A 12,984-nucleotide genomic window follows, 5' to 3' on the forward strand; every position below is an offset into this window, starting at 1 on the left:
AAACAAATTATTTAATACACAGGAGAACACAGTCATGGCTGAAGAAAAAACATTTCCGATGACTATCGAAGGAAAAGCCAAAATCGAAGACGAATTAAATACACTAATTACAGAAACACGTTCTGAAATTACTGGACGCATTCAATTAGCACGTAGTTTTGGTGACTTATCGGAAAATTCAGAATACGCATCAGCAAAGGATGAACAAGCCTTTGTTGAGGGACGCATTAAAACATTACAAAACATGCTTGATAACGCTGAAATTATCGATTCATCAGAAATTGCTGACGATGAAGTCGCCGTTGGTAAGAAAGTAACTTTTAAAGAGTTACCTGATGAAGAACCAGAATCATACAGCATCGTTGGTGCGGTTGAAGCTAACCCATCAGAGGGTAAGATTTCAAATGAGTCACCAATCGCTGCGGCCTTAATTGGTCATAAAGTTGGCGATAAGGTTTCAGTCACATTGCCTAACGGTTTTGACATGGATGTTGAAATCCTATCTGTTGAAATTGCTTAATTCTAAAAAGGACGAACACGAATTTTAAAAATTCGTGTTCGTCCTTTTTTACTACTTAAAATGAATTGTTTTCATCGACAATATCTCAATAAAAGTCTACCCGACCTGTTTGCTTTTCTTAACAAAACTACCAGTTTCGTCCTCAATATGAAATAGTGGCCGATGCTTCACCTCCGTAAATATTTTACCGATATAAATACCAACTATCGAAATTGCAATTAAGTTAACACCACCAAGTAACCAAATAGAAATCATTAACGACGACCAACCTGCCTCAGTATGACCAAGCATTTTAGCAAATATCGTATACATGATTTCAATACCAGCAACACTAAGCACGGGCGAGCCAATGCCAAATAACACTCGAATGGGTTGCATGCTGAAACTTGTAATCCCATCAATCGCAAAACTAAGCATCTTTTTTAATGGATATTTAGACTGACCCGCTTGTCGCTCGTGCCGCTCATAATACACTTGTGTTGATTGATAGCCAACCAAGGGCACCATTGCTCTTAAAAAAACATTCCTTTCCGGCATTTTTAGTAGTTCTTGAACTGCCAATCTACTCATCAGTCGAAAATCAGCATGATTTGGAATCATCTCGACACCTAATAAAGCTGATAATTTATAAAATCCAAGTGCTGCATTGCGCTTGAACCAAGTATCTTCCTGACGACTAGACCTGACCCCATAGACGATTTCATTACCTTCTTGATATTTAAGAATCATGTTCTGGATCACCTCAGGGCTATCTTGTAAGTCCGCATCCAATGTAATAAGCAGGTCTGCCAACTTAACGCCTTCAGTCATCCCCGCCAAAAGCGCAGATTGATGGCCAAAATTTCGTGACAACTTAACCCCAATCAAGTCGGCGTGAGTAAGCTCTTTTTGTTGGATGATTGACCAAGTTTCATCAGACGAACCATCATCAACGACTAAGATAAAACTGTCCATGCTAATTAAATTATCTTTTATTAAACCTAATTTAATATCGTGTAACTTGGTCAAAGTGGTTGCTAAGCCCTCTTGCTCATTATAAGCAGGTAAGACCAGACCTAAACGTGGTCTTTCTTTTCTTGATGACATAGCGACACTCCTTTCTTAATGATAGATATTCGATAGATCATATAACGTTGCATTTTGTGATTGCATCCCCATACCTTGTGTTGGTATTGTCTGCTTTGCTTTTGAAGCCTTTGTTGTTTTGTTTGATGAGTATTTCACGGATGCCCCATTTTTCTTAACCCAAGACATAATTTTACCGATTTGCCCATTTGTTGCCTTACTACTATTACCCGTCACAAAGTACTTTAGTCGTCCTGTCTTAACAAGTTGTTTAAATTCTGACAAGGTCATTGTCGGATCAGTACCGTTGTAACCACCAATAGCCATGACCGACTTACCAGTTTTGATAATATAAGCAGAAGCTGAATTGGAATCCGCCGTTGCAAACAAGTACTTCGCACGACCCTGATGTTTCTTAGTATAGTTCACAAGCTGCGCATTCACTTCACTACCCATGCCCATTGACTGACCACCACCTGTCTGGCTTAATAAGGTTGGACTGGCTGCTGGAATAGCATCTGAACTATGTGATAGCGTTGGTGTTAATGACCACCATCCTGCCATAGTCATAATACTAACCAATGACACGACAATCTTAACGGCTTGATTCGTCTGTTTGGGTAGCAACCACCAAACGGCTAATAAGCTTGCCACAATGATCAAGATAATCCCCATGACTTGATAGTATGACCAGACATAATAGGCTTGTAGATACAATGTCGCGATAATTCCAACGCTAACAATAATACGTGCAATTAATGGACGTTTACCATCTTCTTTAGCCAACTTTGCCACAACAGCTGCGCCAATAGCGGTTAGCGCTGCCATCGCTGGTGCCAACATGATCGTGTAGTAAGGGTGGAAAAAACTAGCCACTGAGAAGAACCCATAAACGGGCACAAACCAACCAGCCCATAAGACAACTTCCTTTTGCTCATCAGAAAGCTGGTACCACCGATCACCACGGCGTTTAAATCCAACTAGACCTGCAAACAGACCTAGAATTGCCAATGGCAAATACCAACCAATTTGTGAGCCTAAGTCTGACTGAAATAATCTGAATGGACCTGCAGTTCCAATTGCAAAGGCGTTATTACCACCACCTGGTGCCATTTTGCCGGTTTTTGCTTGACCACTAGGCATCTTTACTTTGCTTTTGGTTCCTTGACCCCCTGCTTTCTGACTAGGCATACCTTGTCCGCCCATCGCTTGACCGGTCTTGCCACCTGGCTGACCATTAACTGGCTTACCGCTAGGCTTTTTCCCCGCAGTTGCTTTACCATTTGGTGTCGCACCTGTCGCCCCCCTTTTGTTTGATTTTTTTGCATTTCCCATGCCAGGAAATGCGCCCCTGTACCGGTTGATTGACCTAATAGTCTTTCGGTACCGTTATAACCAAACGCCAGTTCTAACAAAGAATTATTTTGTGAACTACCAATATATGGTCGATTTGATTCATCCACTGCATCGACTGCAACAGGATAAGCAAGCGTAAAAATCGCCAACGAGGTAGCGGCAGCAAATAACCAGGCAACTTTTTTCTTCCAAGGGACTTTGATGGCAATCCAGTAATAAACCAACATGGCTGGTAAAATCATAAATGCTTGTAGCATTTTAATATTAAAGCTGACCCCAACCAGGCCAAAACTGATGATAACTAGCCAGAAATTTGTCTTACTAACTGCCTTCTGCAATATAAAAACTGATAATAACAAAAAAAATACTAAAATCGCATCCATATTATTGGTACGACTGTTAGCGACCACTGTTGGCGTTAAAGTCATAACCAGTGCTGCAAGTCGTCCTGGCCATGGGCCAAACTTTGGTGCAATTAATTTATACATTAAATACACACTACCTATTCCGGACAGGACACTAGGTAATACAACTGACCAACCGTGGACACCAAAAATTTTAGCTGATATCGCCATTAGCCATAATGCGACTGGTGGTTTGTCGACAGTAATAAATCCGGCTGGGTCAAACGCACCATACCAAAAATTTGACCAGCTTTTCGTCATCGAAGTAATGGCAGCAGTATAGTAACTATTTGCGCTGCCAGAATCCCAAATTCCCCAACCATATAGAAAGGCACTTAATACGAGAATAGTAATTAAATACCAGTCAACTTTATGATTTCGTTTCCCTTTCAAAACAGTCACCTCTTTCTATGCAAGTACGAATTAAATATAATGACTTAAGAATAACTTAATGAAAACTAATAAAAGAAACCACCTTTATCCAGGTCGTTCATTAACCTCCTAACTTGAATAGCATTATTCTATGAAATAATTAATAGGATAAAGTTAAATAAAAATTAACCCAACATTAAATACATCAAACACAAAAAGTGGTTGGGACAAAATAAATGTCTCAACCACTTTTTGCTAAAAATATATTAATTTGTTGCTACTTGTGCGATAACTTGCAAAACTTCTTGCCCATATTTATCTGCTTTGGCTTGCCCAATCCCCGAAATATTAAGTAATTCAGTTAGTGATTTAGGTTGCTGACGTGCTAGTTCAACTAAAGTTCGATCATTAAAAATGATAAATGAAGGTACCGATGTTTTCTTGGATAATTCTAAACGCCACTTGCGTAGTTCAGTAAATACTGCTTTTTCAGCTTCATCTAAATCATCTTGTGTCAGCGGTGAACCAGTCGTAACCCGATCATCAATCATTTGTGTTGACTGACGTCGCATCACTTGAAGTTCACCTTGCAGAACTTGTAACCCAGTTTTCGAAACCATTAAGCCACTATATTCACCGGTTATTTGCAAATACCCAGAAGCCAACAAAAAGTCAATCAATGACGCAATCTTAACCCTTGGTATCCCTTTCATTAAACCAAATGTTGGTAGTTGATCAAAATGTGCCCACTTAAATTTTTCCGGTACATGACCACGCAAAGTATCTGCGGTCACAATTTTTCCAAAAGCATCTTTATTGTGCCGAGCATTTCGCATACGTACAACATGGCTTAAAACCTTTTGTGCGTCAGTTGTCACATCAATCGCTGTTCTTGTATCTAAACAATTTGTACAATGCCCGCAAGGTAACGTTTCTTCCCCAAAATACCGTGTAATGTACTGCTGTAAGCAAACCGTTGTTGCCCCATAGTTAGCCATTTCTTGCAGTTTATTCTTTTGTAATCGTTGATATTCTGGCGTTTGATTATCACTATTTTCAATAAAGAAGCGTTGCGTTTGTAAATCAGCCGCAGCATATAACAAGATTGCTTCTGCCGGTAAATGATCTCGCCCGGCACGACCAATTTCTTGATAATATGCTTCGATTGAACCCGGCATACTGTAATGAATAACAAAACGGACATTAGACTTGTTAATGCCCATACCAAAAGCATTAGTAGCCACAACCACATTTGCGCGATCAAACAAAAAATCATCTTGCGCCTGATTACGTTCCTCATCAGTCATCCCCGCATGATAACCAACAGCCGATAACTGTCGACTAGTTAAGAATGCAGTTAAACTCGTTACTAGTTTGCGCGTTGGTACATAAATAATACCGGCCTCGTCGGCATGTTTTTGCACATAACGTTGTACATAATCATCCTTATCTTTCTTTTTTAACCCCGTTTCCATACGAATCGTTAAATTATCACGGACCACACTGGTACGCACTGTATGGTCAATAGCCAGACGTTCTTCTAAATCCTTTTGAACACGTTGCGTGGCCGTTGCCGTTAACGCCATAACTCGAGGAGCTGACATCAAATTATTGATTAAATGGACTGCTTCAAGATAACTTGGTCGAAAATCATGCCCCCATTGTGATAGCACATGGACCTCATCGATCACCACCAATGAGATGTCTAAGCGATTTAATAAGGCGTAAGTCCCTTCACTTTTTAACCGTTCAGGTGCTAAATACAATAATTTTGCTTGGCCATTTAACAGATGATTCATCGCATGGTGATAAGTTTCTTCATCTTGTGTTGAGTTTAAAGTCACTGCATCGATGCCATTCGCAATCAGTTCATCAACCTGATTTTTCATCAATGAAATCAACGGTGAAATAACCACTGTAATTCCTGGCAACATTAATGCTGGCACTTGATAAGTAATTGATTTTCCACCACCAGTTGGCATAATGCCTAGTGTTCGTTTACCAGCTAGGACCGCATCAATAATTTCAGCCTGTCCTTCACGAAAATCATCATAGCCAAATGATCGTTGTAATGTCTCTAATGCTGATTGCATAACCCGTTCCTTTGTTGATTAATAAAACGACAATGGAAAAGCCACATGTTAAGCTTATCGACGAAACATGTGGCTTTATCCTTATTCTTAAAGACCCAATGCTGATATTAAGTCTGTCATTCTAATTATCTGCTGCGTCTCCTACAGCAGTATTACCTTCTTCTAAGTCACCAGATTTACCTAAGTGATCATCGTAATTTGCAGAATAGTAGACCTTACCATTCTTCAAATTAGCAACGAAGTATAGATAGTTTTTATCACGATCCTTAGGGTTTAACACCGCTTCAATTGATGATGCTGAGGGGTTGTTAAATGGTCCCGGACCATAACCAGAATACTTGTACAAATTATAAGGATTTGAACTTTGTACATCCTTATTAGATAAGTTGGTTTTCTTCGTCTTAAGGGCATATTTTGTGGCAATATCAGACTGCAATGGCATATCTTTATCAATACGATTCAAGAAAACACCCGCAATTGTCTGGCGGCTATCTTGGTCAATTCCTTCACGTTCAACCAATGATGCTAACGTCAATGTTTCATGAACAGTCAAACCAGCATCTTTGATCGTATCAAATTGATTCTTTAACTGCGCATACGATTGAGCAACCATCTGGTTGACCAATTCACGGGCGTTATTAGAATCCTTCCAATTATAAGTAGCTGGGTACAAGTACCCTTCTAATCGATAACGGATATCCTTCGCTTTTTTACTTGAAGCTTCTGAATCAAGAAGGCCTGGATATGCCGATTTCAAACGATTAAAGAATGCTTTGTTGTTCACGGCCTTCAAAAACTCTGCTTTGGTAAACTTTGTCTTTTGACCAACTTCAGCAGCAATCTCTTCAATGGTTTCACCCTCACGTACCGTAATCGTTTCTTGATTATTTAATGGTGATGAAGCGCCACCGTGACGCAAAGTTTTAACCATTTCATTAATTGAATCCGATGGTGCAAATAGATAATACCCTGACTTCAAATTAGAAATATCATGGGATGATACATAGTGAACGAAAGCTTTTTTTGAACGAATTAGCTTTGCTTTGTCCAACTTGTTAGCAACATCCTCTGCATCGTCGCCATCTTTAACTTTAACCTGCTTATTTTTCTTATCCTGGCTATTCAAAGCAGAATAATCACGTTCATCTTGATAATTCAATACAAAGGCAATACCACCAGCAATAAGTGCTATTAATACCAAGAAGAGAATGATCAAGCGCCATTTCCCTTGTCGGCTTCGCTTCTTACCTTGCCTACGTTTACCGTTGTTCATAATAAGTTCTCCTGAAATCATCTTTAATAAATAACGAAAATAGTCGCCATTACTTAAGTATATCAGTAACAGCGGCTATTTATATATTCTTTAATTAAACTTTAACGAATTTCAGCCCCAAATTGTTCAGCTAAAGCACCGGCGATGTGATCAACTGTTTGGTTTGTTTCTTCATCAAGCATGGTTTGTTCAGCATTGATAAATGTTAGACCAAAGGCAACTGATTTCATGTCACTTGGAACATTACCACCAGTATAAACATCAAAGATAACAATATCGTGTAGATATTTACCACCTGCCTGCTGAATAGCTTCTTCAATCCGTGAAGCAGGTACGTCACGGTCAACCAAGATGGCTAAGTCACGTGACACTGCTGGATAGCGTGAAATTGCTTCATAGCGACCTTGGTGCTTTGGTAATGCAATAATTTCATCTAGATTTAACTCAAAGGCAAATGTTTCATTGATACGGTACTCTTTGGCCGTCATTGGATGGATTTGACCCACAAAACCAATCAACGTATTACCAACGTAAATATCAGCTGTTCGTCCTGGGTGCATGTCCTGACGCACTGTGTTTGCCACAAAGTGAACGGGTTCAACAAAATCATAATTCTTTAGTAATTGCTCAACAATACCCTTTAGCACATAGAAATCAGCAGCTTGTGCTTTTTGTACCCAGGTACGTTCGGTGATATTACCACTCAAAACACCGGCCAGATGTTCAATTTCTTGTGGGCGCTTGGTCAAATCACCATCAGAAACAAAGACACGTCCTTGTTCATACAAAGCGACATCAGTTTGCTTACGCGCCACGTTATAAGCGACATCATCCAAAAGTCCAGTTAACAAACTACTACGCGTCTGTTGACGATCCTGTGACATTGGGTAATCCAATTGAATTGGTTCACCTTCATGTAACTTAAAGCGATCAGCCTTTTCTGGTGTTGTCAAAACATAAGAAATGGCTTGATTCAAGCCTAATCCTTCTAAGGCATGCCGACTAGCACGAACTAATTGTTGCTTAGGTGTTAACTTTCCTGGCGTCGTTTCTCCAGTTGGCAAGGTTGCCGGCAAATTATCAAAGCCATACAAACGGGCAATTTCTTCAATCAAATCTGCAGCAATCGTAATATCCCAACGACGAGCTGGAATAGTTACGGAAAAGACATTGTCATTTTTTTCATAATCAAAGAACAAGCGATCAAAGACTGCAGCAATTTCAGCTGCCGTAATTGTTGTTCCAAGAACATGGTTCACCCGATCAACACTAACGTCAACAACTGGTGCTTCATAGCTATAATCTTGTGCAACGACACGACCAGCAGTCACTTGCCCATCGGCTAATTCAGCAACCAGCGCAGCAGCATGATCTAAGGCAGTAAAAGTATCTTCTACATTGACGCCGCGCTCAAAGCGCATTGATGCTTCTGAATGTAGGCTTTGATCACGAGCAGTATGGCGAATTGACTTTGGTTCAAAAATGGCACCTTCTAGAACAATATCCGTTGTTTCATGCGTCACTTCAGTTGATTCACCACCCATGACACCGGCAAACATCAATGCTTCATCCCCTGAAGCAATGACAATATCATCAGCTGAGGCTTCACGTGCCACGCCATCTAACGTCTTAATCGCTTCCTTATCATAAGCACGACGAACATGCACTTCTGCTTCAGGCAAAGCATTCAAATCAAATGCATGCATTGGTTGACCGTACATCAACAACATGTAATTGGTGATATCCACAATATTTGAAATAGGACGTATACCCATTGTCCACAGACGACGTTGTAACCAAAGTGGTGAATCTTTAACTGTCACATTTTTAACAACACGAACAGCATACTTAGATGCCAATTCAGCAGGTGCAGTTGCTTCAATAACATCACTAGTTTGCTCATCTGTCTCGTTTAACTCAAAGGCAGGTAGAGTTGGCTCTTCTGAAAGAATTGCTGCAACTTCCCACGCTGTCCCATTCATTGAAAATAGATCTGCACGATTAGGTGTAATGCCTGTTTCCAACACATCATCATCCAAACCAAGGACAGTTAAAGCATCTTCACCAGGTTGTAGGTCTGCTGCATCAATATCGTTGAATACCCAGATACCGTCTTCAAAGTCCTTTGGCGCAACTTTATCTTCAAAGCCAAGTTCTTGTAAGGCAGCTAACATACCATTTGATAATTCGCCACGTAACTTACCCTTACGAATTTTCTTGTTATCACCAATAACCGAACCGTGCTTAGCTAAAACAACGGTCTGTCCCTCAGCCACATTTGGTGCCCCAGTAACGACCTGAATTGGCTCATCTTCACCAGCATCTAATTGCGTAATCACTAGGTGATCTGAATCAGGATGTGGAACAACTGATAATACTTTAGCAATAACAACCTTTTTCATGTTTCCCTTAGGTTGGTATTGTCCTTCTACTTCAACCGCAGTACGAGAAATTTTTTCTGCTAACTCTGAGGCCGGTAATGCAATTGGTAAATAATCGCGTAACCAATTTACTGAAACTTTCATTTTGTCTTATCCTTTCTGATCAAATTGCGTTAAGAAGCGAACATCATTCAAATAGAAGTTACGGATATCTTCTACCCCATACTTAAGCATTGCGAAACGATCAGGGCCAAGACCAAAGGCAAAGCCACCATAAACTTCTGGATCAATACCAGACTTACGCAAAACGTTTGGATGTACCATACCAGCTCCAAGAACTTCAATCCATTCAATATCTTCCGGATTCATGTCTGGCGTAACTGCATTCCAAGAAATATCAACCTCTACTGATGGCTCAGTAAATGGGAAATATGATGGTCGCAATCGGATATCATGGGCTTCACCAAACAAATTGTGCGCAACAGCGAGTAAGGTTCCCTTTAAATCACCCATCGTAATGTGCTTGTCGATTACAAGCCCTTCCATTTGATGGAATTGATGTGAGTGAGTGGCATCATCAGTATCACGGCGGTAAACTCGACCTGGAGAAACCATCTTCAAAGGTCCTTGGTTAAAATCGTGAGCTTCCATTGTTCGTGCTTGAACTGGTGACGTTTGCGTACGCATCAAAATTTCCGGTGTAATATAGAAGGTATCTTGCATATCACGTGCTGGATGATCCTTAGGCAAATTCATGCGTTCGAAATTATACTGATCTTCTTCAACTTCTGGTCCTTCAATCACTTGGTAGCCCATACCAATAAATTGATCTTCCAAATTCTCAATAATTTGTTGTAACACATGAGGCTGTCCTTGTTTAACAGAACGTCCTGGTAAAGTCACATCGATGGTTTCAGATGCTAATTGTGCATCCAAAGCAATTAATTCTAAGTGTGTTTGACGCTCAGAAATGGCTGTTGTCAACGCATCGCGCACTTCATTCGCCAATGCACCAACGACTGGGCGTTCCTCTGGTGACAAGTTTTTCATGCCCCGTAATACTTCAGTCAAAGGCCCTTTCTTTCCTAGCCAATGTACCCGTACCTGATTTAATGCCTTAACATCCGCTGCGTCATTAATTTGAACCAATGCTTCATCGAGTAATGTCGTGAGCTCATCTTGTAAACTCATATCTCTTCTCCTTAATATTCATAAATTTTTACAAATAAAAAATCCCTTCGATAATTACTTATCGAAGGGACGCTAATTAACGTGGTACCACCCAAAAAATTCAGTAGTCCCATAAAGACTACCCTCGGTTATCTGTTAACGGCGATAAACCGCACCAACTTTTCACTGATGAACTCCTGACTGAAATTCAGTGTTCCAAAAGACAGGCTCTCACCACTTCCTGCTCGCTGATACTTAATAAAACACCTACTAGGTCATTCACTGTTTCTTTCTTCATTGTACAACTTTATTTTAACTTTTCAAGTTTCTATTTTTCAGAACATTGCCACTGATCTGACCACTCATGAATAGCCGTCATCATATCACGCATTGATTCACCACGTGGTGTCAAAGCATATTCAATCAAAGCTGAATCGTCATACGTACGACGTTCAACAATATCTGCAGTTTCTAATTCCTTCAAACGTTCCACTAAGACACGATCAGAACACTTTGATACTGATTGTGCTAAGTCCTTAAAACGGCGTGGACCATTGACTAACAATGTTTCAATAATCATACCATTCCATTTACGACCTAAAATTTCAAAAGTTGCGACAAACTTATCACAAAGCTTGTTTCCACATAATTGTGTTGCATCGGTCGTCTTATCGGTTACAACTACCATATTTTTTCTCCTTAACTAGCTTAATTTCTCTTCTCGTATATTCATTCTATGCTTTACTTACAAAAAATGCACGGAATAACTCCTAACTCCCACATGTTGTATTATATCGTCATTTATTAAGCACGAAAAGAGTTGATTTGACAGATGGTGTATACTTATTTAGAAAAAATTTTAGAAAGATAGGTATAGTATTACGTCAAACAGTGACTCCCCTAGCATTTTTAATGCAACTTTTATTCAATTATTTATTATTCAAATTCTCAGTATGATGACGTTTTATAGTCTGTTTGTCATCATTGGTCCCTATTCGGTCAATACCTATCATGTTAGTACAACAATGGCTGGCTTGATTACCGGTATGACCATTATTGGTACCATGGTTGCTCGGTTTAGTGCTGGTATTATGACGGCAAAGTTTCGTGCTAAAAATTTAACTATTTTAAGCATGGTGATCCTTGTGCCAATCCTTCTCGCTTATCAATATGAAGGTGGTATCGTCTATCTGCTGATTATCCGCTTTATTCAAGGATTAGCAGTTGGTTTAACAGGAACGGTTACCAATACTGCGGTCATCAACGTGATTCCAGCTGCCCGACGCGCTGAAGGCATTGCTTATTTCTCATTAGCAACGATTTTAGGAACTGCTTTTGGTCCCTTCTTCGCCTTACTAATTGAACAACATTATTCTTACACTATCTTATTTTGGTTAGAATTTTTTACAGGAATTATCGCACTAATTGCTTCATTTCTAATTGATGCCAACAAAGTAACGATTCAAGCAACGCCAACTAGTAATAAATTTAGCTTACGTACCCTGATCGAACCCAAAGTTCTCGGTATCTCACTGACTCTTGGTTTCGTAACATTTGGCTATGCAGCACTGCAATCTGAATTAGACTTCTATGCCAGTGACTTAGACTTAGTCACTTTTGCATCGTACTTTTTCTTAGTTTATGCATTGGCAATTTTAGTCTCACGGCCAATTGTGGGCCGTTTAATGGACAGGAAAAACGAAAATTACGTTGTCTATCCCGCATTAGTTATCTTAGCTATCGGCTTATTCATCCTTGGAAAAATGTCAAATGGTTGGATGATGTTATTAGCGGCTATCCTAATTGGGTTTGGATTTGGAAATTTCCAATCTGCTATTCAAACAACGACCACTCAAATGGTCCCTGCTGAACGATTGACCCAAACAACTGCTACTTACTTCATCTGCTATGAATTTGCGTTAGGATTTGGGCCTTCTATAATTGGCTTTGTTCAACCATTCCTTGGTTACCAAAACTTATTTATCGTTATGGCAGTCATTGCCTTAATTGGTATTGTCTTATATTACTTTATTCACGGTCGGAAAGTTAGCGTGCAATAATCCACATTTAAATAAAAAGGAGGTTGAGACTCAAATAAGTCTCAACCTCCTTTTTGTGGCTCTATACTTTCTAGCGTGAAACTAAAAATTTCACGCTTTTTATTTCGCCTTTTTCACAAACAAAAAGACACCAATAAGATACCGGCGTAAAATGTAATCGACGAAAAAAAACAGATACGAGGTATTTATTGATGTCCATTAATGATTCTATCCTAAATTCAGTTGGTTTAACAGACAAAAATATTAAATTTATAATTTCTGAAGATGGTAATTTCAATGAGTTAGTCCCT

The 12,984-nt window shown here is 39.6% G+C and carries 8 protein-coding genes, 1 pseudogene and 1 other annotated feature; of the genes and pseudogenes, 2 read left to right on the forward strand and 7 right to left on the reverse strand.

The window, feature by feature from the left end:
- Positions 1–34 precede the first annotated feature (34 nt).
- On the forward strand, positions 35–520 hold the full coding sequence (gene greA, locus NGR58_RS02850; protein WP_258088172.1) for a transcription elongation factor GreA: 486 nt from the start codon (positions 35–37) through the stop codon (positions 518–520).
- A gap of 96 nt (positions 521–616) precedes the next feature.
- Here the strand turns inward: greA and NGR58_RS02855 are convergent, their stop codons facing one another.
- The 7 genes and pseudogenes from NGR58_RS02855 to NGR58_RS02885 all read right to left on the reverse strand — a co-directional run bounded on the left by NGR58_RS02855 (position 617) and on the right by NGR58_RS02885 (position 11,322).
- Positions 617–1,606 carry a glycosyltransferase family 2 protein gene (locus NGR58_RS02855; protein WP_258088173.1) on the reverse strand — a complete coding sequence of 330 codons (990 nt, stop codon included), beginning with the start codon at positions 1,604–1,606 and terminating at the stop codon, positions 617–619.
- A gap of 15 nt (positions 1,607–1,621) precedes the next feature.
- A pseudogene (locus NGR58_RS10265) lies at positions 1,622–3,738 on the reverse strand (mannosyltransferase YkcB-related protein).
- Positions 3,739–3,983: 245 nt separating this feature from the next.
- On the reverse strand, positions 3,984–5,810 hold the full coding sequence (gene recQ / locus NGR58_RS02865; protein ID WP_258088175.1) for a DNA helicase RecQ: 1,827 nt from the start codon (positions 5,808–5,810) through the stop codon (positions 3,984–3,986).
- A 121-nt stretch (positions 5,811–5,931) separates the two neighbouring features.
- Positions 5,932–7,083, reverse strand: coding sequence for an endolytic transglycosylase MltG (gene mltG, locus NGR58_RS02870; RefSeq protein WP_258088176.1), 1,152 nt, complete (start codon positions 7,081–7,083; stop codon positions 5,932–5,934).
- Between the two features lie 101 nt (positions 7,084–7,184).
- Positions 7,185–9,608 carry a phenylalanine--tRNA ligase subunit beta gene (gene pheT, locus NGR58_RS02875; RefSeq protein ID WP_258088177.1) on the reverse strand — a complete coding sequence of 808 codons (2,424 nt, stop codon included), beginning with the start codon at positions 9,606–9,608 and terminating at the stop codon, positions 7,185–7,187.
- Positions 9,609–9,614: 6 nt separating this feature from the next.
- The gene (gene pheS / locus NGR58_RS02880; protein ID WP_258088178.1) at positions 9,615–10,655 is read right to left on the reverse strand and encodes a phenylalanine--tRNA ligase subunit alpha; all 1,041 of its coding nucleotides are present in this window, start codon (positions 10,653–10,655) and stop codon (positions 9,615–9,617) included.
- Positions 10,656–10,717: 62 nt separating this feature from the next.
- Positions 10,718–10,926 (reverse strand) — a binding site (T-box leader).
- A gap of 36 nt (positions 10,927–10,962) precedes the next feature.
- Positions 10,963–11,322: a winged helix-turn-helix transcriptional regulator gene (locus NGR58_RS02885; RefSeq protein WP_258088179.1), complete on the reverse strand. Its 360-nt coding sequence runs from the start codon at positions 11,320–11,322 to the stop codon at positions 10,963–10,965.
- A 265-nt stretch (positions 11,323–11,587) separates the two neighbouring features.
- Here NGR58_RS02885 and NGR58_RS02890 point away from each other — a divergent pair, with 265 nt between their 5' ends.
- A complete protein-coding gene (locus tag NGR58_RS02890; RefSeq protein WP_407077142.1) occupies positions 11,588–12,694 on the forward strand; it encodes an MFS transporter in 1,107 nt (368 codons plus the stop codon).
- The last annotated feature ends 290 nt before the right edge of the window (positions 12,695–12,984 follow it).

The sequence above is a fragment of the Weissella fangxianensis genome, assembly GCF_024718545.1.
GTDB lineage: Bacteria > Bacillota > Bacilli > Lactobacillales > Lactobacillaceae > Weissella > Weissella fangxianensis.

Excerpts from the sequence above, each read along its gene's own strand:
- recQ (WP_258088175.1), bottom strand. The coding sequence starts at position 5,810 with ATGCAATCAGCATTAGAGACATTACAACGATCATTTGGCTATGATGAT.
- NGR58_RS02855 (WP_258088173.1), bottom strand. The coding sequence starts at position 1,606 with ATGTCATCAAGAAAAGAAAGACCACGTTTAGGTCTGGTCTTACCTGCT.
- pheT (WP_258088177.1), bottom strand. The coding sequence starts at position 9,608 with ATGAAAGTTTCAGTAAATTGGTTACGCGATTATTTACCAATTGCATTA.
- greA (WP_258088172.1), top strand. The coding sequence starts at position 35 with ATGGCTGAAGAAAAAACATTTCCGATGACTATCGAAGGAAAAGCCAAA.
- pheS (WP_258088178.1), bottom strand. The coding sequence starts at position 10,655 with ATGAGTTTACAAGATGAGCTCACGACATTACTCGATGAAGCATTGGTT.
- mltG (WP_258088176.1), bottom strand. The coding sequence starts at position 7,083 with ATGAACAACGGTAAACGTAGGCAAGGTAAGAAGCGAAGCCGACAAGGG.
- NGR58_RS02890 (WP_407077142.1), top strand. The coding sequence starts at position 11,588 with ATGATGACGTTTTATAGTCTGTTTGTCATCATTGGTCCCTATTCGGTC.
- NGR58_RS02885 (WP_258088179.1), bottom strand. The coding sequence starts at position 11,322 with ATGGTAGTTGTAACCGATAAGACGACCGATGCAACACAATTATGTGGA.